The sequence below is a fragment of the Candidatus Jordarchaeum sp. genome, assembly GCF_052745115.1.
In genome coordinates this window covers 24,520-46,187 of sequence record NZ_JBRAKS010000001.1, presented here as the reverse complement: position 1 = coordinate 46,187, position 21,668 = coordinate 24,520, and the positions used below count along the sequence as shown (strand labels likewise).

Annotated in this window: 20 protein-coding genes; 18 read left to right on the top strand and 2 right to left on the bottom strand. The window is 42.9% G+C overall.

Going from position 1 to position 21,668, the window contains the following annotated elements:
* The gene (radA, locus tag ACUVXA_RS00200) at nucleotides 1–1,068 is read right to left on the bottom strand and encodes a DNA repair and recombination protein RadA (protein ID WP_445869207.1); all 1,068 of its coding nucleotides are present in this window, start codon (nucleotides 1,066–1,068) and stop codon (nucleotides 1–3) included.
* The gene (locus ACUVXA_RS00195; RefSeq protein ID WP_445869206.1) at nucleotides 1,068–1,343 is read right to left on the bottom strand and encodes a hypothetical protein; all 276 of its coding nucleotides are present in this window, start codon (nucleotides 1,341–1,343) and stop codon (nucleotides 1,068–1,070) included. Before ACUVXA_RS00195 ends, radA begins: the two co-directional genes overlap by 1 nt.
* A gap of 691 nt (nucleotides 1,344–2,034) precedes the next feature.
* Between ACUVXA_RS00195 and ACUVXA_RS00190 the strand changes: the two genes are divergently transcribed.
* The 18 genes from ACUVXA_RS00190 to ACUVXA_RS00105 all read left to right on the top strand — a co-directional run bounded on the left by ACUVXA_RS00190 (nucleotide 2,035) and on the right by ACUVXA_RS00105 (nucleotide 21,666).
* Nucleotides 2,035–2,280 (top strand): HTH domain-containing protein, encoded by a 246-nt coding sequence (locus tag ACUVXA_RS00190; RefSeq protein ID WP_445869205.1) that lies wholly within the window; start codon nucleotides 2,035–2,037, stop codon nucleotides 2,278–2,280.
* 37 nt (nucleotides 2,281–2,317) lie between these two features.
* Nucleotides 2,318–4,213: a hypothetical protein gene (locus ACUVXA_RS00185; protein ID WP_445869204.1), complete on the top strand. Its 1,896-nt coding sequence runs from the start codon at nucleotides 2,318–2,320 to the stop codon at nucleotides 4,211–4,213.
* A gap of 5 nt (nucleotides 4,214–4,218) precedes the next feature.
* Entirely contained in the window at nucleotides 4,219–6,417 is a 2,199-nt protein-coding gene (locus ACUVXA_RS00180) for a DEAD/DEAH box helicase (protein ID WP_445869203.1), read from the top strand.
* Between the two features lie 21 nt (nucleotides 6,418–6,438).
* Nucleotides 6,439–6,843 carry a hypothetical protein gene (locus ACUVXA_RS00175; RefSeq protein ID WP_445869202.1) on the top strand — a complete coding sequence of 135 codons (405 nt, stop codon included), beginning with the start codon at nucleotides 6,439–6,441 and terminating at the stop codon, nucleotides 6,841–6,843.
* Nucleotides 6,844–6,850: 7 nt separating this feature from the next.
* On the top strand, nucleotides 6,851–7,576 hold the full coding sequence (locus ACUVXA_RS00170) for a nucleotide-binding protein (protein ID WP_445869201.1): 726 nt from the start codon (nucleotides 6,851–6,853) through the stop codon (nucleotides 7,574–7,576).
* Nucleotides 7,566–8,903, top strand: a complete 1,338-nt coding sequence (locus tag ACUVXA_RS00165; protein ID WP_445869200.1) for a hypothetical protein — start codon at nucleotides 7,566–7,568, stop codon at nucleotides 8,901–8,903. The genes ACUVXA_RS00170 and ACUVXA_RS00165 overlap by 11 nt, the downstream gene beginning before the upstream one ends.
* A 40-nt stretch (nucleotides 8,904–8,943) precedes the next feature.
* Nucleotides 8,944–10,089, top strand: coding sequence for a tetratricopeptide repeat protein (locus ACUVXA_RS00160; protein WP_445869199.1), 1,146 nt, complete (start codon nucleotides 8,944–8,946; stop codon nucleotides 10,087–10,089).
* 17 nt (nucleotides 10,090–10,106) lie between these two features.
* The gene (locus tag ACUVXA_RS00155; protein ID WP_445869198.1) at nucleotides 10,107–11,072 is read left to right on the top strand and encodes a flap endonuclease-1; all 966 of its coding nucleotides are present in this window, start codon (nucleotides 10,107–10,109) and stop codon (nucleotides 11,070–11,072) included.
* A gap of 68 nt (nucleotides 11,073–11,140) precedes the next feature.
* The gene (locus ACUVXA_RS00150; protein ID WP_445869197.1) at nucleotides 11,141–11,713 is read left to right on the top strand and encodes a hypothetical protein; all 573 of its coding nucleotides are present in this window, start codon (nucleotides 11,141–11,143) and stop codon (nucleotides 11,711–11,713) included.
* Between the two features lie 15 nt (nucleotides 11,714–11,728).
* Nucleotides 11,729–12,307, top strand: coding sequence for a GTP-binding protein (locus tag ACUVXA_RS00145; protein WP_445869196.1), 579 nt, complete (start codon nucleotides 11,729–11,731; stop codon nucleotides 12,305–12,307).
* 5 nt (nucleotides 12,308–12,312) lie between these two features.
* Complete coding sequence (locus ACUVXA_RS00140) at nucleotides 12,313–13,026, top strand: hypothetical protein (protein WP_445869195.1); 714 nt, start codon at nucleotides 12,313–12,315, stop codon at nucleotides 13,024–13,026.
* A 143-nt stretch (nucleotides 13,027–13,169) separates the two neighbouring features.
* Nucleotides 13,170–14,624, top strand: coding sequence for a hypothetical protein (locus tag ACUVXA_RS00135; protein WP_445869194.1), 1,455 nt, complete (start codon nucleotides 13,170–13,172; stop codon nucleotides 14,622–14,624).
* 282 nt (nucleotides 14,625–14,906) lie between these two features.
* Entirely contained in the window at nucleotides 14,907–15,158 is a 252-nt protein-coding gene (locus tag ACUVXA_RS00130; protein ID WP_445869193.1) for a hypothetical protein, read from the top strand.
* 742 nt (nucleotides 15,159–15,900) lie between these two features.
* Nucleotides 15,901–16,479, top strand: coding sequence for a 4Fe-4S dicluster domain-containing protein (locus ACUVXA_RS00125; RefSeq protein WP_445869192.1), 579 nt, complete (start codon nucleotides 15,901–15,903; stop codon nucleotides 16,477–16,479).
* Between the two features lie 31 nt (nucleotides 16,480–16,510).
* Nucleotides 16,511–17,386 (top strand): CoB--CoM heterodisulfide reductase iron-sulfur subunit B family protein, encoded by an 876-nt coding sequence (locus ACUVXA_RS00120; protein WP_445869191.1) that lies wholly within the window; start codon nucleotides 16,511–16,513, stop codon nucleotides 17,384–17,386.
* 2 nt (nucleotides 17,387–17,388) lie between these two features.
* On the top strand, nucleotides 17,389–17,514 hold the full coding sequence (locus ACUVXA_RS00115) for a hypothetical protein (RefSeq protein ID WP_445869190.1): 126 nt from the start codon (nucleotides 17,389–17,391) through the stop codon (nucleotides 17,512–17,514).
* Nucleotides 17,515–17,534: 20 nt separating this feature from the next.
* Nucleotides 17,535–18,584 carry a (Fe-S)-binding protein gene (locus ACUVXA_RS00110; RefSeq protein WP_445869215.1) on the top strand — a complete coding sequence of 350 codons (1,050 nt, stop codon included), beginning with the start codon at nucleotides 17,535–17,537 and terminating at the stop codon, nucleotides 18,582–18,584.
* A 10-nt stretch (nucleotides 18,585–18,594) separates the two neighbouring features.
* Nucleotides 18,595–21,666 carry an FAD-dependent oxidoreductase gene (locus ACUVXA_RS00105; protein WP_445869189.1) on the top strand — a complete coding sequence of 1,024 codons (3,072 nt, stop codon included), beginning with the start codon at nucleotides 18,595–18,597 and terminating at the stop codon, nucleotides 21,664–21,666.
* Nucleotides 21,667–21,668 lie beyond the last annotated feature (2 nt).

The following is a 21,668-nucleotide window of genomic DNA, read 5'->3' as shown; positions in this document are numbered from 1 at the left end:
CTAGTCTATGATTGTTTCCGCTTCCTCCACTTTTTCGACTTCTTTTTCCTCCATTTCTAAACCTTCAGAGAATTTCACAGGTTCCTTGGAGCTTAGATCCTTGGCGGTGATGTCGATTAGTCCTCTTGAGGTTATGGCGAAGTAAGCATCATCCGGTGGTAAAGCAGGTGCGTCCACCACGGTTACTATTCTCATGTTGTATTTTCTGGTGCTTAATCCTAGTCTGAATGTGACTCCGTGTGCTACGGTGTGGCCGCCTATGGGGTTCTCGCTCTTTCCGTATAGGTCGGGCTGGGCGTGAACCTGATTGGTTGCTACAACCGCCAGGTCTTGGGAGACTGCGATTCTTAGAAGATCATGGATAATCCTGTTTATTTTTTGCTGCCTTGCGGGCAAACTCTCTCTGCCACAGTATTCTGCTCGGAAGTGTCCGGTTAGGCAGTCCACCACCACCAGTTTGATTCCCCGGTTTTGAACCACCTCATCCAAATTCTTGTGAACTATTTCGTAGAGGGCCTCACTGTTCATGGCGTAGGCGTAGAAAACGTTATCGCTCACCAGGTCTGGGTCTAGACCGAATCTCTCCGCCACGCTTTTGATGTGTTCGTATTTCATGGTTCTCTCCGTGTCTATGTATAGGGCTGGTGCCTCAAGTCCTCCTCTTTCTTTGGGGAGTTGAACGGTTACGCAGAGCTGGTGGCAGATCTGGGTTTTTCCCGCCTTGGCTGGTCCGTAAAATTCGGTGACTGCGCAGGTTTCTATTCCTCCGCCTAGTATGTGGTCGAGTCTTTTAAGGCCGGTAGTTATGTGGTCCATGCTTCCCAGGATTTTTTTGGCGTCTTTTCCGGATAGGATTTCTACTAGTTTTCCTCCTTTGGTGTTTTCTTTGGAGCGCACCACCATTTTGGCGGAGGTTATTATTTGTCTGGCGGTTTCCTCGGGTATGCCGGAATCCATTGAGAGGTCTCTGGGTGAGGAGAAGGCGATGCTCTCCACGGTGCTGTAGCCGGCGTTTATGAGTTTTTTTGCTTTTTCTGGTCCCACGCCTTTAATGTTGTTTATGTCCATTACTCTTCCCCCTCCAGGACGCTTACTAGTTTGAGAATTGCTGATTGAGGAATTTTTAGGTTGTTTTCCGGGTTTTCTGATTCAGATTTTTTTATGACGGTGGTGATGGTTTTAGTGACTGTTTTTGAGGTGTTCTTGCTGTGGATGCATTCTGCGAATATTCCCCTGAATGGGTTGTAGATGATTTTTTTATCGGTTTCTGGAAGCTCACATATGAAGGCGCAGTAACCTCCATCAACCTGCCTTCTTAAAATCTTACAATAGACCATTGGCATTATTTTCACCAGTCCATTTTTTCTTTGTTTTCATGATTGTTTTGTTTGGGTGCGGCGCTCGGATTCGGGCTGTGAAATATGGGGGTGGTTGTTACTGAGGATGTTTTTTATCGCGGTGTTTGCGCCGCACTGGGTTTTTAGGTTCAGTTTTCCCTTTATAAAGGTGTGCGCTCGTTTTTAATGTGGGAAATTTTCACGTTTTTGGACGTTATTTTTGATTTATTTTTTTGTTTGGATTGGTTTTTTGGTTTTTTTCCCTTTTTTATTAGTTTATTTCTGTTTTTTTCTTTTTTAAAGGTTTAAAACTCCGTTTATGTGCCTCTTTTTTTATAGTGGTAGATACTAGCTGGCATGTTAATTAAAAAAATATTCAAAATTTTTTCTAAAAATGATATAATTTTTTATGTATAATTTTATGTCGTTTTTTGCTAAAAATTTGAATATTTTTTATACTTGGTTTTTTACCTGATTCGAAGACCTACATTAATTCTAGAAAAATAAGGATTCATTAAACTCTAATATAAAAATAATATAAAAATAAATTTTAAAATTGAAAATAAGTAATAAAAATTGATTAATTTATAAATCTAAACACTATTTATTCCCTAAATGAGATGTAAATTTCACCTTCAAGAAAGGCTGTAAGCATTTATAAAGGAGTAGTTGAACCTTACGAAATCGGGCATGCACTATGACATCAAGAAAGTTTTCGGATGAAGAACTAAGACAATTAAACAGACAAGAACTAACTGTCCGCGAAATAGCCGAACGGCTGGGAGTATCAGAAGCCACAGTATACAAATATAAAAAGAAACTAGGGCTAAAAACAAAGAGGCAAGCTTCTGACGAAAGGGTGTTGCGGGAGTCGAAGGGTGATTGGAGAAGTCCTAGTGAAAAATGGAGCATTATACCCCCACCACCAGGACCACCATTTTGAATAAAAACCGATTAGATGACGTAGGAGAAAATAGGAAATGACCGAGCAGATAGAAAAAAAAGCCTTGTACAGTGAAGAAGTTTCGAACATTTTTTTTGAACAAGACTATAATGTAGAGAACGTAGCGTCTTACAAGAGCCAAGTTAGTGTAGCTTGGAAAATCTATGAAGGAAACAGTTACCATGTTCTTGAACTTGTTATATACCTACCCACAACCGTTGAAAAAGTCAAAAATGATAAACGCACGGTATCTGAACTTTTCTATACATCGGTTAATCAGATGGTTAATAATCCAAATTCTCCAAGTGGCATAAGGCTGAGAAAGGTATTTGGTGTAAAAGTCCCACACTACGGAGGTAAGCAAGTTATTATAGTCGCCGATAAATTCTTGGTCAGCCGCTCTCAAGACGAGAGAGACACCAAGGTTGACTCGGTTGAAATCGTGCCCCTATCCGAGTTATCATCAGTACTGAAAAGCAGAAAGAACTCTGTAATTAAAAGAGCCGGAAGAATTTTTAAACCAAATAAAGCAGAAGATTTACAGAAAGCCTACTCACGAGCGAGAACTGGATTAATCCTCACCATAATTCTAATGTTCCTGCTCGTTCTGTCCATATTCCTCAACATAACAGGTGAGGTTTTCCAAATACTGCTCACGGTGGACTCCATTCTCATAATAGCAACCATTATTACGTCATTCGTCATACACGAATTAGGAGTAGCCAAGTTTAAAAAAATGCTAAGAGAGGAAATAGCTCCTTTTCAAGAACCGGCAAAACATTTCGTGACCACCCAAAAGATTCCAAGAACCTCCGAAGCATTCCAAGAATTTCCAGAAGACTCGATCGAGCCAGGTTCGTCTTCTCAACACGTTTCCAGTGAGAGATTCCTAAAGAAGTTAGAGATTGAAAAACATATTGAACCACCATTAACTGAGAGGACAAACAGCAGTGAATTTTACGCCCAGAGAAGAGAAAGATTATGGGATTTAGCCCAGAAATCGTATGCAGAGGGGGAATGGAAAACCTGTACCTATCACTTGAAGGGGGCGGTTAGCTCTGCATTAAAAGAGATTTATGTGAAATTGACCGGGAAAGTGAGTTTTGGAACCCCCCTACAGGTTGCGGAACTCGTTTGTGATAAGACCGAATTGAGTCACGAAAGGGTTCAGCAATTCTTTGACCGAATAAAAAATGGACAAAAACTAACCGAATCGGATCTGTCGATATTATTTAAACACGCTCAAGCTCTCCTCACCGACCTACAGTCAGCTGTGATATCCACCTCTACTTTTGAAGCTGACTCCGTTAAGAAAGATGTGGCGGTGAAAGAACAAAAGGAGCCGAAGCAAGATGTAAAAATTTCCAAGGACGGGGCCTCCCAGCGAACAGCACTGAAGAGTTCGCAGAACAGTTCAAAGACTACCAAGAAGAAAGGTGAGAGCGGGAAGTATAAAACTGTGAAAAAGGAGTCTGACAACGAGAAATCTGAGAGGTTACACGGTGATCCCGAAGGTCAGCAGAGTCGTCTAGCGGTGGAAACTGAGGCAGAAATAACCGATTGTGATTCTGTTGTCGAAACGATAGGTACTGATAAGAATATTAGTGATGAGTTGAAAAAACTCCTTGATTCCCGTAGTGGAAAGGTGGACTCCCCTGTTTTTTTGGTGGTTACTCAGAGCCTAGAGGTTGTTAACATTGTTGAATCTCTTAAGCGGAAGTATCCCGACATTTCTATTGGAACTTATGAACGTGCTGTTAATGGTAAAGCTCAGATAATTGTTTCACACGATGGAGGAATAAGTAGCAAAATTAACTATGAATCCCATGAACAGCTTGAAAACCTGATTAGAAACCATGCGTTTGAGAAAATTCTGAGCCAACTGAAACCATCAAAGGATTCAGATGATTTTACTGAATTCCTGGAGGAGTAAGAGGGATGGTGGTAGATGGTCAAAAGAATCTGAGCGCCTATTTGAACCTAGAGAAGAATATACCTCTGATAATCAGAAAGGTTCTTGAACAGCAGTCGATAAACTATTTGCGTAACATACAGATACTTTCTATTCAAGGAGGGTTATTTGAGGACACCGATCTCTTGGTTTGTTCCCCTTCTGCTAGTGGTAAAACCTTGGTGGGGGAGCTTGCTATTTTAAGGTGGGTTCTGGAGGGAGGGAAGGCGGTTTATATGGTTCCCTTAAAGGCTCTCGCCAGGGAGAAGTTTGGTATGCTCGTGAGGAAGTATCGTAATCTGAATCTGAGAATCAGGATATCCACCGGAGATTTCCACTACACGCCCGATATTTTAGAGAATGCGGACATACTGGTCACCACCATAGAGAGATTCGACTCACTTCTGCGTTTGAATCCCGACTGGCTCTACGATATCAGGGTTATTGTTGTAGATGAGATACATGTTATGGGCGACCGTGAGAGAGGGGGAAGGCTGGAGAGTGTTCTTATCAGAATAAGAGAAAGGTTAAGTGTTCAACTCATTGGGCTGAGTGCAACCATCGCCGACGCCGGAGAGATTGCGGATTGGTTGAAGTGCAAGTTAATAGAGTCAGACACTAGACCCGTGCCGCTAAAAAACTACATACTGGTAGATGCCGATAAACTAAAAGCTATAAGGAAGCTGGTTTCCGCAACGGTTCAAAATAATGGTCAAGCACTTATTTTCGTTTCACATAGAAGGGATGCAGAGAGTCTAGCCCGTAAACTGGTTAAGTCTATTGAACCCCATCTAAGCGATGAGGAGAGGGAAACGCTCTCGGTCAGATTCGTTGAGAGTAGAGCCTATTCCAAGCGTTTAGTCGAGTTGATTAGGCAGGGTGTGGGGTTTCACCACGCAGGATTGAATCACGCCTCAAGAGAACTCGTGGAGGACGCTTTTCGCAATGGTCTTCTTAAGGTTGTCTGTTGCACCACTACTCTCTCTGCGGGGATTGATGCACCAGCTAGGTTAGTTATTCTACGGGATTATAACGTGTTCAATAGCATAGAGATGGCTAGCGAAGAGTTTGAAATAGATGGGATGAACGCCAATCAGTTCCATCAGATATTGGGTAGAGCGGGCAGACCGGAGTTTGACGATGTGGGCTATGGTGTGGTACTTTGCCCTTCCGATTCGGATGGCTTTATGATTCAAAAGAGGTTTTTTGATGTAAAGAATGGTAAATTGGTACCGAGATATGATCCCGTGGAGAGTTCCATCGGTTTTTCACCGAACCTCGAGGAGCAAACCCTTCTCAAAATATTTGAACTCAAAGAGGCGAACAGAGAGGATATCTTAAAATTTTTTGAGAAGACCTTTTGGTGGAGGAAAGAGAAATCCAAGAATCCACAAGCAAATCTTGAGAAACTTGTCCAGATAGGCTCCGTAAACATATCCGTTGCCATAAGAAGCCTAGCTAAAACGAGTGAATTGAGTGGTGCTGAGAGAATCAGTGACGAGAGCTTGAGAGTGCAGTTGCTGCAAAAGAAGATTGAGGCTACGGTAACACAGCCGATTGTGAATGTTTGCAGTTTCCATGAGGAACGAGGCTTCCTCTGTACTTGTTCATACCAGAGCGGGGTGCAGGGAGGATTGTGTAGACATCTGGTGAAGCTCGCTCAGATTGTGGATCAGAAATATCCGGTCTACAGGGGATTAATATTGCATTGTCTTAATTCGGGAAATGTGCTAAAAAAACTGATTGATGAGGGATTGGTTACTGAAACCACGAGGGGAACCTTCACACCCACAGGGTTCGGAAAACTGGTAGCAAGGCTCTATCTCAAACCAGCAACTGGAATATTGATTCGAAGCATGGTTCACGGTGATATAGACGATGAGTTTCGGTTTATGGAATTGGTGTTAAGTGCGGTGGAATTAGAGTATGGTAGACCTCAGCCGCAAGCAATGTCGGTGGCGGTTCTGGATTACATACGGGGTAAGAGTATCAGGGAGGTTAGCTCTCTGCACTCCATTTCTCAGGGAGACCTAGAATCGGTCACTAGTACCCTAAACTGGATGATCCACTGCGTAGCGGAAATAGCGGACATGGAGGGAGCGGAAACTATTAAAAAAATTGGAAAAAGATTGGAGGAACGCTTCACGAATCGTAGAATAGAGAAAGACCACGAAATCGAGGGTTGAGAAATGGGAAAAAGAAAGTATATGGTTGCAGAGTGTCCGTCGTGCATGCAATACTTTGCGGTCACTCTCAGCAAGAATCCTTCCTGTCCCCGGTGCGGGGAGAAGTTAAATCTGCAACATTTGCAGAAAGATGTTGTTGATTCCTGGAAGAAGGCTGCAAAGCTTGTTCAGGGCAGGCAGGCTGAGAAGGCTGGAGGGAAGTACGACGGGTTGGTGATGCTTACTAAGAGAGAAAAATTCGAGAGTGTTATCCGAAGCTTTCGAGAAGATTGGGTGGTTCCGGTTCAAGATATAGTTAGGAGGACGAAAAACTTGGGATTAAAGGAAGACTGGGTGCTCAAAAGGTTGGATTACATGGAGCGTGAGGGAATGCTTGTTAAAAGACACGGTGGTGTTATATTCACTTGCTTACACTTAGAGAGGTGAGTGTGAAGTGTTTTGTATTAGGACACATAGCCCCATAGACCATTTACTTGGCGGGGGCATATCCACGGGATTAATTACCCATATCTATGGGGGGGCTGCTACTGGTAAGACCACACTCGCCATGCAGGCTGCGGGAAATCTATCCCGGGAGGGTTATCAGACCCTTTACATCGACAGTGATAATAGGTTCTCTTTTAAACGCTTTTCTCAAATTTTTCCGAACGAGAATTCGCTTGAGAGATTAACTCTGATTGTTCCCAGGAGTTTGGATGAGCAGTCAGAGATCGTGAGCATATTAGAGGCCTACGTTTCGAATAGAACCAAGCTAATAGTTGTAGATACGATTGCTTCCCAGTACCGGAAGAATCTCCACCCTGAGACTTACTTTTCTAGTCGTAGGGAGGTGGTGGAGAAGCAGTTGCCTGAATTGCTTGGATTATGCCGGCGGAGAAGAGATTTGGCAGTGCTCATCCTTAATCAGGCGGCTTCAAAAATAGACGACGAGAAAGAAAGTCAAATAGTTCCCTCAATGGGCGGTGACTTGGACAAGTTTTCTCAGGTGACTCTGCGATTTTCAACTACTGGAGTGAAGTCGGTGGGAAAGGCTGAAATTGTTGGTCATTATCAGAGTCGGAACGGTAGTGTATTTTACCGGATTACAAACGGGGGAATAGGTTTTGTTGATTCAGAAACTGGGAAAAAATTGTCGGAGGTTGAGGTAAATGTTTCTTAGATTAATGTACTATGGTGCTATACTGTTCGTGGTGGCTTTAGGGATTTCTTTCGCTATTAGAATGATACGGACTGGTATAGATGCTTGCTTCAACGGCAGTCCCCTTGGGCTCCTCTACATTCTGGCCGTATACTTAGTGCTTTATCTATTGGCTAAATTTGTTATTAATAGGCGGTTCAACAAGTCGAGTCTAGTCGTGGTGGGGATGGGAACCTGCAATATGTGCTATGGTTTCATTGGACTGGGAATCAGCTATGGAATTAATCCTGTGGTGTTCGTCGCCATAGAGGCTGCGGTAGTGGCAATTTTTATATTGATAGGGAGAACCTCTGGGGATACGCCTTTGACCTGGGTTCGGGGCGAGTTCCCAAGATACGTTTTAGCGGATGCTATTTTAGATGATTGTGTAATCTTCAAAAGTGGTCGGAGAGGTTTTCAGGTGATGCAGTTTGCCGAGGTCAGGGGCAGTGGGACCGTTGGTTCGGTGTTGTTATCCGCCTGGAAGGCTATGACCAATCTTAGCTTCGAAATTTATAGGCGGGGTGATGAGCTTCTTACACTGATTTCGGTTTGGGAGACTTCTAGAGACTTCGATGAGGCTGTTGGGCGAGCGAGAGAAAAGATGAGTATATTCAGAGCTATTCTGGAGAAAGAGGGATACGAGACGAGGTTGATAAGTGATGAGTTGGAGATTGAGCGCTACCTATATTCGCCACTGCTAGCACAAGACGGCAACTTTGTGGGAGAATTGAATAAGGAGTATTTAGACAACCTTAATTTCAACGAGTTGGGTCTTAACGAGGAGGCGAAGCCCATTTTGGAAAGGGTTAAGGATGGCGAGGTTTTGGGGGTTGAGAGTGTGGGATACGTGCTTCTTCTGCAGCCTGTTCTGAACATTGATAAAGAATTTAGAAAAGCCGAAAAAGAACTCAAGCATAAGATTGAGAGGTTGGCATCTAACAAATTTAAGAAAAACGACCCGGCAGCCCTAATAGCCATGCTGTCCTTGACCCAAGATAAGAGTCTGATTCTGCAACCGGGATTAGAGAAGGAAATAACAGAGGCAAGAGTAAAGTGTCAGAGGATGATAGACGCCAAGAGCAGCGGGCTTTGGGGGGCTTCCCTTTTCCTTGTTGGTAAGGGGGGAGACGTTACAAGAATAATAGGGCAAGTGAACACCGAGAAAGGCGGTGAATGTGTGTATAATCTTATTAGAAGAAGGAAATACTCGGAGAAGTACAATTCAGAGGAAGTATCTGAACTGCTTCCAATTCGCTTAGTAAACAGCGTCCAGGAACCGTCATGTGAGGAGGATGTTCAGGTTTGATTCCGATGATGGTTAGATTCTGTATTTGGAGGTGTTCTTTGTGATAGATGGTGCTAGTTATACAGCGAGTCTTGTTTATCGGGGTATTAAAGAGCCTCAGGATATCATAGAAGATATGGAAAGAGAGGGTGAGGATTGGAAGTCCATATCTAAATTCATGTTGAGAGTTGCTTCTGAGTGTGGGAAAAGTCGTTATTACAATTCGGAAGAAAAAATTCTAAACACGCTCCTGAATCACAGTAGGAAAAACGGTGATAGGGAAACTGAGAGCGATTGTCTCAGGGAAATTGGGGGTTTAATGCGAAGTACGGGACAGTTGACTGAGGCGGTAAAATATTATTCGGAGGCAGCGGCGATCAGCATGGAAATAAAGGATGCAATGAGGTTAGGTGTAGATTATTCATACATTGGGGAAATTCTATTGTTGATAGGGGACATGGAAGGAGCTTTAAGTAATTATAGAAAAGCTTATGAGAGCTTTCAGACTTGGGACGACGCTGCGGGATTAGAAGAAATTGCAATGGTCGGTCAGATTCTGTTCGATTTGAGAAGATACGAGGAAGCTCAAAAGGAGTTTCAGGAAGCGATTAGAATCTCAGAGAAGTTGGGAGATAAAAAAATTAAGAGCAATTTACTGTGCTGCGTTGGGAACACGCTTAGATGGATGGGGAGATTGGAGGAGGCTCTAGAAATATTCCTAGAAACAGTCAGAATCAAGGAAGAAATTGGTGATAGAGTAGATGCATTGTCAGTCCGCGTAGCCGCGGGTATAGTTCTGCTCCGATTGGGTAGAACTGAGGAAGCCCTTGAACAGCTCAACAAAGCTCTCTTGATTTCAAGAAGAGAGAATAAGCAGTTAGGAGAAGCGTACGCTCTTTTCCATATAGGAATTTCAGACCTGCTACTAAAAAATGATCAGAGGGCTAATGAGGCTTTTGAAAAGGCGATTCAACTCTTTGAAGCAGGGTACGAGTACAAATACCTCTTGATCCTACTTACAATCTACCTAGACCACCTTCATTCTATTGGTGCAACTGAAAGAGCTGAGGAAATATCTAGAAAAATTTCTGAATATACTGAGAGGGAATATGATGATCCTTATGAGGAGGCTTCGGAAAAGAAGAAATGGATTGATGAAAGGGTTGAAGAATTGAGAAGTATTCTTAACGTCAACAAAGAGCGGTAAGGAATAGGTGGAATAGAATGGGGATAAAGTTGGGGCCCATTATTAGGTTCAGGGCCATCACCTTAGACGAACTGAAGAACGCTAGTATAGCTGTGGATGCTTCGAATATGCTGTTTCAGTTCTTAAATAAGATTAGAAGACAGAATCTCCCTCTCCTCAACAAAGAGGGATGTGTGGTATCCCACATCTACGGCACATTCTACAGAACCGTTAACTTGCTGGAGCGCGGAATAAAGCCGATATACGTTTTTGACGGATCACACCCGAGGCTCAAGAGGAGGAGGGAACACTTGGTAGAATCTCTGGTTAAAGAGTACGGTTATCTGAGAAAAGCTAGAGAGAGCAATGAGTACACCGTTGTGAGAACCTTATCTTTATCACATGAAATTCTTTACGATACCATCATAAATGAAACACAGAGGCTTTTAACATATATTGGTGTACCTTGGGTGAAGTCTCCCGGTGAGGGTGAGGCACAAGCAGCTTACATGACGCGGATAGAAAAAACAGATCATGTTCTCACTCAGGATTATGACGCTCTGCTTTTTGGAGCCAAGTCTATATTGAGAGATTTGAGATTCAGCGATAACAGTGTTCGATGCACGACTCTGGAAGAGGTTCTTGAACTGAATGATATTTCTTACGAGCAACTTGTTGATTTAGCGATCTTGGTTGGCACTGACTTTAACTCTGGAGTTAAGGGAGTGGGTGCTAAAAAGGCTTTGAAACTGATTCAGAAGCATGGAGATATTAGAGGAGTATTTCCCGAGTTGGGGTTGAAACCGTTTGATGTTGATGAGATTCGAGGAATTTTTCTCAATCCCGATGTTGTAGACCCGCAAATAATATTCAATGCTCCTAATACTGTCCCTCTTAAGAGATTTTTGGAGGAGTTTAGGATGAAGCCTGAGAGGATTGATAGGGGGATAAGAAGATTGGTTAAAGCTTACAAAGAATCACAGTTGACACAAACAACTCTCTAGTCTTCGGCTGTGTTTAAATCATGATAATTAAGAATAATAGAAGAAGTTTAAAGGAGTTGAATGAAAAGATGGAGTCAGAATTTCCCTCAAACGGTAAAGTTCTACAAACACAGGATGATAATGATGAGGTACAACACGGACACTTTTATCTGATTAACAAGGTTTCAGACACTCTTGACAGCCTATTGGAATCATACAGGAGAATGCTTGGAAGAGGCGACATAGAAGGCCTGCTGCTAGTGGATAGTGATGGAAAGGCTTTAGCAAAGTCGAGGTTTTTCCGCGTGAAGAATGCTTGGAATGCGGGTGCATTGGGCGCGGCTTTGGCGGGCATAGCGAAACAAGGAGAGAACCATCTGGCTGCTGACGAGTTCCAGAACGCAATGATCATGTACAATTCAAAACAGTTCTACGTCTGCAAAATCGCTGACCTTAACGAGAGTAAGTCTTTGCTGCTTCTGATCTTGGCTAATGAGCGGGCAAACATCGGCTTCATTAGGGCGAAGATGAACCAATACGTAAAGCGGATAGAGGACGATATTAAGAACAGCGAGTCGATAACAAAAATCATTGACATTGGTGAGGAGCAAATTGAGGACATTCTGCATAGACTTGACGCCGCCGTCATACGAGAGAAGTAAGGGGGTTAGACGGAGTTGGAAGCGGATAATTTTCAGTCCGACTTGTTGGATGGAAGACTGCTTCAGATAAAGATAGTCTTTTGGGGTCCTGCTTCTTCAGGGAAAACAACGAATATTCGTGCTTTAGGGAAGCTTTTTCCCAATAATGTGATTGGGGTGCCTTATGAGGTTTCAACCAGTGAGGGGCGAACGATTTGGGAGGATTACTTGGCGCTCCAACTTGAGTTTCCCCCTTATTGTTTAGTGTTTCATGTTCACACGACCACTGGTCAGAAAAGGTTCTTGGCGACGAGGGAGCAGATTGCAAGAAACGCTGATGGTGTTCTCTTTGTAGCTGACTCGCAGGAACAGAAATTAGACGATAATATGAGAAGCTTGGAGGAATTAATAGCTTTTACAGAAAACAAGATTCCAGTAATAGTTGAGGCGAACAAACAGGACTTGCCCAATGCGATGTCAGCCGAAAAACTTGGGGAGAAATTAGGAGTACCAGAGGGTGTTCAGATTTATCCTGCCTCTGCGATACGATGCGAGGGTGTATACGAGGTTTTTCGGGGTATAATACGATTAGTTATTAAAAATAGGACAACGTGAGTTCATTGAAGGAGCTTCATAAACATTTCAGTGATAGGGATCTGGCGATACTTGGGCAGTTGGTATTCACTCTGCGGCGTCCGGTGCTCCTATGGGGCTTTCTAACCCATAAAGTTCTGAGAGAAGTGACCGTTTTTGCTCCCCACCGACAGTTGTGTGAATCCGGGTTGGATGTTTCAGAGGAGCCGGAGAACGCCATAGAGGAGCTCAAAGCCCTTTTTGAGGGGGAGAAGACCGGTGGATCAGAGAGATTGTTGTACTTGGCTTCAAGCGTTTCATCGGATTTTCTTATGAGGCTGGTGGAGAATTTTGATTTGGGGTGGGTGGCTTCCTGTGTGTCTCTTCCTCTTGAACAAGAACTCAGCAGACACAGGGTTGTAGTTTATGATTTGAACAATCGGGAGTGGCTTAATGTAGATGTTGTGAGGACGCGTTGCTGGTTGATGGAAAACCTGCTTTCGGAGGCTTTCCAATATTCAGAATCTTTTGAAATTGTTCTGAGTGGTAAACTCCGGCTTTTAGCTTTGCAGGCCAAATTCTTCTGGGAACTCTTAAATAGTGGAGTTACCGATCCAGAAACTCTTTTCGATCTTGTAGATTGTCGGAAAACTGAGGACGCCCAGATAATTCTGGCTCTGTGTAAGAAGGATTACCACTTAAACCCCCTGAGCATCATCAATTCAGAGAAGCTCAAGGAGGCAGTTAAGAAACTCATGTAGCTGTTGGTAGCCTTTTACAAGTGAATCTATTGTGGAGTTTAGTGGACACATGAGATAGGTATCTTTCATTTTAATCACGAATTAGAACCGTAAACTGTAAATATTAATTTGATCGTATTAGATTTTGCTTTGAGGGTGTGTTTATGTGTGAGTTTGATAAAATTAGGGATTTTCTTGGAAGTGAACCATTAAAAATTGTTGAAAATCCCGAGAGTTTATCGTTGGAGGAGATGTTTCGACTTTTCCTGCCAGACAGTATTCCTGAGGGTGAGTTGGGAAAGCAAACCCTACTTGAATTCTTGATTCGTGAGTACAAGGGTGAAACCAAAAAGTATAAGGGTGAAACAGAAGAGGCGAGGAATATGTTTCAGGATTTAGTCCTAATTAATGACATAATGGGTGAAGAGTTTCTGCCCTCCTTAATTTCCACATTTAGGGAGTTGGACAAGTACATGAGGGTTAGCGGGGAGGTTCTTACCCCAGATGAATTCATAAATACGGTGCAGAATATGGTTTACAGTTATAGGGTTAGGCTTGATGCAAAGGATTTGAGGATTCTGAACGTATTGAAAGATAACCTGTTTCTAGCGGTAGACCAATTAGCTAGAACGGTTAATATGGGTTATACGACGGTTTTTCGCCATAAGAAGAAACTTGACCGGTGCCGTCTAAGGGTTTATGCCAGATTGAACTACTCGAAGATAGGGCTTTCCAATCTGCTAGTTCTGGTTGAGGGACATGCTTATGTTGATAGCCCCTATCTCCTCTCACGGCACGAGCTCTTGGGCGGAGACCCTTTCACCATATTCTCTATAGCTATACCCCACATAGCGCTCAGACAGGTTCGAGAAGAGTTAGCAAAGAAATTCCCCGGCGTGTGGATCTGGAGGACACACGCATTCGAAAGCGTCCTCTCGTTCGACTTCTATGATGTGGACGTAAAGGACTGGAACATCAACTGGGATTACTGGGCACACACCCTCAACAGCATGCTCAGCAAGGGCTGGGACCAAGTTATCCCCCAAAAAATGGGCAAACCCCCCTCCTCTCCCGAGATTTCAGAAAAGGAAGTTATAACCGAGAGGGATTTGAAATTAATCGAGGCTCTGATGGAAAATTTCGAGGCCCCCATACGAGAATTGAGTGAGCAGGTCAAATATGGGCATATTGCTGTGGCTAAGGATAAGGCGAGGCTTCTTGAGAGGGGGATACTTGAGCCGCATCTCAGCATTGACCATATAGGTCTCAATGAGCACATACTCTTAATTATCGAATCGGACATGGACACCCTGTACTCGTTTGTTGTAGCGATCAGAAGGCTACCCAAGGCGTGGATCTACTGGATGAGGTCTCTGAGGGGGGAGAGCTATCTAGCCTGCTGGTTGGAGGTTCCTCCGGGGAGCATCACCCCACTTGAGAGAGTTATCCGCTGGACACTGCGCCCCCTAGCAAGATATAAACTATTTTTCAGAAGCCTTCAGGAAGGAAGCGGATACCCCCTGCTAAAACTGTTTGACCCGCAGACTCAAACCTGGAAAATGGATTTCGAAATATTAAAAGCATATTATAGGAGGAGAACAAATAACGCTAATTATTAGACATCAGGTCATATGTCAATAAAGTCCGATCAAATATCAACTACAGCACTAATTCTTCACAAGCACCAAAAATGCTCTATAGCATTTTTATATTCAAAAAAGGAAATTAATTCGTATTAATGTCTAAGCAGATATGCTTAAGTTATGGAAGTTTTATAAACTGTTTTCCGTATACAACCGGGAAGAAAGCGAAGTAAACCTACTGGAGCTGTTCGACCCGCAAACCAAAACTTGGAGAATGAAGACCGAAATATTAAGAATCAAAAAGTCGGAGGTCAGTTAATGAAAGCCTTTGAAAATAAATGTTGTGCTATTCGGGTACACTTCGAGTGGGGGAATCTTACGGATTTGAGTTATGATAGGCGGCGAAACAACAGGAATATTTGTAAAGGCTTTATTAGGAACAGGGAAAGGCTGAACCAATACAAGCACATTAAAAGGATTCTTAGAGAGGTGGAGAAATGGCTACAGGAGTGGGACAGAAACAAGAAATTGAGGTTCTTACCTCCACCAAATTTAGTACCGCCAATCTAACTTCCTTATTTTTTCTATTATCCCTACACACTTTCCACACTGGTAGCAGTATTTTACGATGTCTGCCATTGAAGTTTCTGAAGCTGAGACCATTTTTATATCTCCTTTAACATTTCGAGCACATTTTTTGGTTTTGCTCTGTTTTCTTTGATTTCGGGTTGTTTTGATTTGGGTTTTTGGACTTTTTGTTTTTTGATATGCCTCTATTGGCGGGGGCGTGTAATCTTGAATCCATTGTTTTAACAATTTTTTGTTGATAAGATTACCATAAAAACGTTCACTTTTCTAAGGAGCCGTTCTAGTGTGACCGTTAGTATTGGGTCTGTTCTAGGTTTTTTGAAACAGTTTTTTGGACTCTGGATGAGTGAATTTCCATATACCTGCTTGCGTACCTTCGGTAAACTTTACTTTCTTAACAATTTCTATTTTTCAATTCCACTTACGGTTTCTAGTAGGACTTGAAGTCTCCCTAGCGATAAATGTATAAAAGATTTCTCACTTTTCACAAATTAGTGAAAAGCAAAATTGAAAAGAACAAATAAAAATCCATGTTTATTTAACTTACGACTATTATATACGTGAACATTTTTACGGTAAATTTTATTAACGTACTGACTTGATTATTTTCTGGATTCGAAAACATTTGCCCCCGCTAATGAGACATAATTAAAATCACGGTAAAACTGGAAAACATCGATTTTGAGGAAAGGTTTCAAATCCATGAAGGAGGATAACGAAAATTATGGCAAGTCCAGAAAGTGAAGCCACAACCAGAAGAAGCGACAAGATTAATCTAACCAAAACCGATCAATCCTTCATAAAAAGATTGGAAAAATTACCCGGCGGAGAAGCCCTAAAATTATGCTATCAGTGCGGATCATGCATCTCCAGTTGCCCTGTGGCACAGTTTTTAAGCGAGTATAAACCGGCTCAGATTGTTAGAATAGCTGTTTACGGTTTAAAGGATGAATTATTCGCGAGCAGAAACATATGGCTATGTTCTACATGCTATGCCTGCCTCGAACGATGCCCGGAAGGGGTGAGACCAGCGGATATCATTAGATCCATCGCTAATCTTGCCTTCCAAGAGGGTATAGTACATATTGCGTTTAAAGAGTCTGCTAAGAATATTGTAAACACTGGTAGAATGTTTGAAGTGCCAGAAATTAGGAAAAAGAAAAGAGAGAAAGTGGGGTTGCCAAAGCTCCCGGAAGTAAACATTGACGAAGTTAGTAAGCTTCTGAAAAGCACCGGGTTAGAGGAACGTTTATCTAACACGAAAAAAGTCATTGGAACCTCCGAAGAGAAAGTAGAGGAGTAGTAATTAATAAAAAATTGGTGAGGTTGTAGGAGTGAAGTATGCGTTTTTCCCTGGATGTTTATCACCTTCGCGTATACCAAGTTATGAGCTTGCAACTAGAAAGATTGCGGAAAAATTGGGTATAGAGCTTGTGGATTTGGAGGGAGCAAACTGCTGTGGTTACTACCTTATGGCTTTAGACCATCTCTCCGCTATGGCCTTGGGTGTAAGAAATCTTTCCTTAGCTGAAAGCTTAGGATTAGACATTTTAACCATATGTACTGGTTGCTTTAGCACCCTAAAAGAAACAAATGACATCTTTAAGGAGAACACAGAGAAACGAGCCGAAGTAAATAAACTCATGAAAAGTATTGGAAGAGAATACAAGGGAAAAGTGGAGGTAAAACACTTAGCTAAAGTATTACTCGAGGATGTCGGAATAGAAAAAATTAGGGAGAGCATTGTACATCCACTTGAAGGATTAAAACTGGCTATTCACCCGGGATGCCACTTGGTTAGACCCTCGGATCATCTTCATTTCGCTAACCCTGAGGATCCGGACGTGTTAAGAGATTTAGTAAGGGTTACCGGCGCCGAGGTAATAGAGTATCCTGATGAAATGGCGTGTTGCGGATTTGTTATCTTTGGTGTAGATAGAGACGCCTCATTAAAGATAGCGGGAGATAAGCTAAGGGCAATAAAGTCTTCAGATGCAGACGCGATAATCACCTTCTGTGGTTTCTGCACCCTGATGTTTGACAGAAATCAACCAATAATTGAAAAGTTCCTCAGCGAGAAATACGATATTCCCGTTCTACTCTATCCACAGCTACTTGGATTAGCTCTAGGCCTTAAACCAGAGGAACTTGGGATTGATGAAAACAGAGTGAAACCAAAAATGGTTCTCGAAATGTTAAAGGAGGTATAGAAATGGTCTCAGCTTCAGAAACTTCAATGGCAGACATCGTAAAATACTGCTACCAATGCGGCAAAAGCGCAGGCGCCAAAAGCCCCTACGCGGCCAATGCGTCGGTGTCTGCCCAGTATCAGCCTTGAAAAACTTCAACCCCAGACTCATGATCCATGAACTCCTCTTAAACGGTCCCGATTGCTTGGTTAGAAGCGAAGACATCTACAGCTGTCTAACTTGCGACGCATGCTCGGCTGCGTGCCCAATGGATATAGAGTTTTCACGGTTCGTTAGAGGGGCAAGGGTGGAGAGCTTTAAGAGGGGAATATGTGGTGAGGAGGCTCATACGGGAATTCTTTCAACGATTACCAAAATTATGGCTGATTCAAAGTTAACTCCCAACATTCTTGGGGACTGGTTCCCTTCAAGACTTAAGATACAGGATAAGGATGAGTATGCCTATTTCGTGGGATGTCTACCTGTTTTCGACCGTGTTTTTGCGAATATAGGAGGAAAATATTCAGACACTGCTGTGGCAGCGGTAGCTATTCTCAATGAGCAAGGCATAACTCCCGCAGTGGTTAGGGATGGAAAATGTTGTGGACATGACCGATTATGGTCGGGAGATGTTGAAACATTTAGAAAATTGGCGGAACACAATCTCCAAGCTGTTGATCGGACAGAAGCCTCAACACTTATTACAACGTGTGCTGAGTGTTATAGAACATTTAAACTGGACTATCCTGAGTATTTTGGTAAGCTGCCTTTCGAAGTAGTACATATGTCTGAGTTTTTAGCGGACCAAATAGGTAAGGGGAAATTGGATTATCCGGTAACAGATGAGAAGAAGGTTACCTATCATGATCCATGTCGTCTTGGAAGGCAGACAAAGGTGTTTGATGCTCCTAGAACTGTTATTAAAAGTGTACCGGAACTGAGTTTTGTGGAGATGGAAAGAATCAGAGAGGATTCACTGTGCTGTGGTACAAGCAGTTTTCTATCATGTAATGATTATGCGAAGGCAATAAGAATGGACAGGATGAACGAAGCGGAAAGAACGGGGGCCGAGGTTCTTGTTACTACGTGCCCCAAGTGTCAGATACATTTCAATTGTTTAAAAACCGAGGTGCAGTTCAGTGATTCTAAAACGAAAAGATACAACTTTGAAATTACTGATTTGACTAAACTGGTGGCGCAATCTCTTAAACTGATTTAGAGGTATTGATATGGAGAAAAATAATGAGGAAATTGTTGGTTCCGTTTTGGTTATCGGTGGAGGAATAGCAGGAATACAAGCCTCCCTAGATTTAACAGATCTAGGCTATAAGGTCTACCTTGTAGAAAAATCTCCCAGTATTGGGGGTAGAATGGCTCAATTAGATAAAACATTCCCAACTAATGATTGTTCACTCTGTATTCTGGCTCCCAAGATGGTGGAAGTGGGACGAAACCCAAACGTTGAACTGCTAACATACTCCGAAGTAAAGAGTGTATCCGGTAAAGCAGGAAACTTCAAGGTACAGGTTTTACGCAAACCCCGATACGTAGACGAAACCAAGTGTAAAGCATGTGGAACCTGCAGTGAAAAATGCCCCAGAAAAGTAGATGACGAATACAACATGGGATTAGGGCAAATAAAGGCCATATACACGCCCTTTGCCCAGGCTGTGCCAAACACCTACGTTATAAATCCCGATGAGTGCATCTACTTCCAGCGGGGCAAGTGCCGTACCTGCGAGAAATTCTGCCCAGCGGGAGCAATAGACTTTGAACAGAAAGAGAGAATAGAGGAGATAAACGTAGGAGCTATTATCGTCGCAACAGGGTTTGACCAGTTCGACCTAACCCAGAAAAAGGAGTACGGGTATGGAAGGTTTCCCAACGCTATTTCAGCTCTCGAGTTTGAGAGGTTAATGTGCGCATCCGGTCCAACAGGGGGACACATAGTAAGACTTTCAGATCATAAAGAACCGGAAAAGATTGCTTGGATTCAGTGCGTAGGCTCCAGAGACACCAAGGTGAAGCCCTACTGCAGCAGTGTGTGCTGCATGTACGCAACAAAAGAAGCCATCATAACCAAGGAACACGATCCCAACATGGACTGCTACATCTTCTACATTGATATGAGAGCCTTCGGTAAGGGCTTTCAGGATTTCGTAAACCGGGCTCAGGAAGAATATCATGTTAAATACATTCGCGGGAAGGTCTCCCAGATCATTGAGGATCCGAAAACCAAGAATCTAAAGCTCCGCTTCGAAGACATGGAGAAAATGGAATTCGGAGAGATGGAAGTAGGACTGGTTGTCCTATCACCAGCCCTCGTTCCATCAAAGGGAACCAAAGAACTGGCAGAAATACTAGGACTAAACTTGGATGAAAACTGCTTTATAAAAGAAAAAGATGAGTTCTCACCAGTAGAAACTAACATTCCCGGCATCTATATTTGCGGATACGTTCAGGGACCAAAAGACATACCAGAATCTGTAGCTCAGGCTAGCGCGGCGGCAGCCAAAGCATCGGAGCTTCTCGCACCAGCGAGGGGAACACTCCTCAAAGGGAAGAAGAGAGTGCCTGAAAAGAAAATTAGCGAGGAACCCAGAATCGGAGTTATGATTTGCCACTGTGGAACCAACATAGGGGGATTCCTAGATTGTGAGAGCGTTGCAGAGTACGCAAAAACCCTTCCCGGGGTTGTCTATGCCGAAGATAACATGTACTCTTGCTCAAGCGATACTCAAGAGAAAATAAAACTACTCATTGCGGATTATGATCTCAACAGATTTGTTGTAGCCTCGTGCACCCCTAGAACCCATGAACCACTCTTCATGAAGACTTGTGAAGAAGCAGGACTAAACCCCTTCCTATTTGAGATGGCAAATATCCGAGACCAATGCAGTTGGGTTCATATGCGAGAATACGAAAAAGCAACCGAAAAGGCTAAGGATCTTGTCAGAATGGCGGTGGAGAAGGCAAGAATGCTTGAACCACTGTACTGTGAAACCGTGGAAGTTGAAAGATCAGCACTCGTTATAGGTGGCGGCATCGCAGGCATAAATGCAGCTCTAAGCATCGCTAAACAAGGATTCAAGGTAAATCTTATTGAAAAAGAAAAAGAATTAGGTGGCAAGCTAAGAAGCCTAGACACGCTTTTCTTATCAGGAAAAAAGGCTGAAGAGCTACTCCAAGAAAAAATCGACGAGATAAGTAGACAAGAAAATATAACAGTATACACGGGGGCAAAAGTGAAAGGCATAGAAGGATATATCGGAAACTTCAAAGTCACCATAGAAAATGAAGAAGGAGAGAAGGAAATCAAAGTAGGGGTCATAGTAGTAGCAGTTGGTGCAGAATCATTCAAACCTTTTGGAATGTACAACTACGGAAACAGCGATAGAATACTCACTCTTCTCGAACTGGAAGAAAAAATGAAAAAGGGTTCATTCGACCCGGGAAAGAACATAGTCTTCGTCCAGTGCGTTGGTTCCCGGGAACCCGAAGGAAGAACATACTGTTCAAGAGTGTGCTGCTCAACCTCAATTAAACAAGCCCTCAAACTCAAAGAACACGACCCCGAAAGAAACATATTCATACTATACAGAGACATTGTAACACCGGGAAAAGAATACGAAGACTATTACCGTAAGGCTATGGAAAAAGGCATACTGTTCATTCGTTACTTAGAAGACCAGAAACCAGAAGTCACACTGTCAAAAGAAGGAAAACCAATAGTTGAAGTTTATGATCCTCTCTTACAAAAAATTGTGGAAATAGACGCAGACAACATTGTCCTAGCCACACCAATGGTGCCCATAGAAGACAACGAAGAATTATCCTCAATGCTAAAGGTACCCCTAAGTCAGCACGGCTTCTTCTTAGAAGCGCATGTAAAGCTTAGACCCCTAGACTTCGCAACAGACGGAATATTCCTATGCGGAGCCGCAAGCACCCCATCCACCATACCAGAGGCAATCGATCAAGCAGAGGGAGCTGCATCCAGAGCATCAACAATACTGGCAAAGGGCGAGGTCGAAACAGTAGGCATATCCTCAGTAGTAGATGAAGAACTCTGTATAGGTTGTGGCCGCTGCGCCGCTGTCTGTCCCTACAATGCGATACAGATGATAACCTGTGAAGAGCAACTAGGAGAAATGAAAATACAAACCAGAAAAGCACAAGTTATAGAAGCAGTGTGTAAGGGATGCGGGACCTGCGTATCTGAGTGCGGCACAAACGCCATAAATCAAAAACGCTTCGAGAGGAGACAGATACTCAAAATGATTGAAAGCGTCATACAATAAAT

Bases quoted from the DNA above. Each gene is read 5' to 3' on its own strand.
- radA (WP_445869207.1), bottom strand. From the start codon at position 1,068: ATGGACATAAACAACATTAAAGGCGTGGGACCAGAAAAAGCAAAAAAA.
- ACUVXA_RS00195 (WP_445869206.1), bottom strand. From the start codon at position 1,343: ATGCCAATGGTCTATTGTAAGATTTTAAGAAGGCAGGTTGATGGAGGT.
- ACUVXA_RS00190 (WP_445869205.1), top strand. From the start codon at position 2,035: ATGACATCAAGAAAGTTTTCGGATGAAGAACTAAGACAATTAAACAGA.
- ACUVXA_RS00185 (WP_445869204.1), top strand. From the start codon at position 2,318: ATGACCGAGCAGATAGAAAAAAAAGCCTTGTACAGTGAAGAAGTTTCG.
- ACUVXA_RS00180 (WP_445869203.1), top strand. From the start codon at position 4,219: ATGGTGGTAGATGGTCAAAAGAATCTGAGCGCCTATTTGAACCTAGAG.
- ACUVXA_RS00175 (WP_445869202.1), top strand. From the start codon at position 6,439: ATGGTTGCAGAGTGTCCGTCGTGCATGCAATACTTTGCGGTCACTCTC.
- ACUVXA_RS00165 (WP_445869200.1), top strand. From the start codon at position 7,566: ATGTTTCTTAGATTAATGTACTATGGTGCTATACTGTTCGTGGTGGCT.
- ACUVXA_RS00155 (WP_445869198.1), top strand. From the start codon at position 10,107: ATGGGGATAAAGTTGGGGCCCATTATTAGGTTCAGGGCCATCACCTTA.
- ACUVXA_RS00150 (WP_445869197.1), top strand. From the start codon at position 11,141: ATGGAGTCAGAATTTCCCTCAAACGGTAAAGTTCTACAAACACAGGAT.
- ACUVXA_RS00135 (WP_445869194.1), top strand. From the start codon at position 13,170: ATGTGTGAGTTTGATAAAATTAGGGATTTTCTTGGAAGTGAACCATTA.
- ACUVXA_RS00130 (WP_445869193.1), top strand. From the start codon at position 14,907: ATGAAAGCCTTTGAAAATAAATGTTGTGCTATTCGGGTACACTTCGAG.
- ACUVXA_RS00125 (WP_445869192.1), top strand. From the start codon at position 15,901: ATGGCAAGTCCAGAAAGTGAAGCCACAACCAGAAGAAGCGACAAGATT.
- ACUVXA_RS00115 (WP_445869190.1), top strand. From the start codon at position 17,389: ATGGTCTCAGCTTCAGAAACTTCAATGGCAGACATCGTAAAATACTGC.
- ACUVXA_RS00110 (WP_445869215.1), top strand. From the start codon at position 17,535: ATGATCCATGAACTCCTCTTAAACGGTCCCGATTGCTTGGTTAGAAGC.
- ACUVXA_RS00105 (WP_445869189.1), top strand. From the start codon at position 18,595: ATGGAGAAAAATAATGAGGAAATTGTTGGTTCCGTTTTGGTTATCGGT.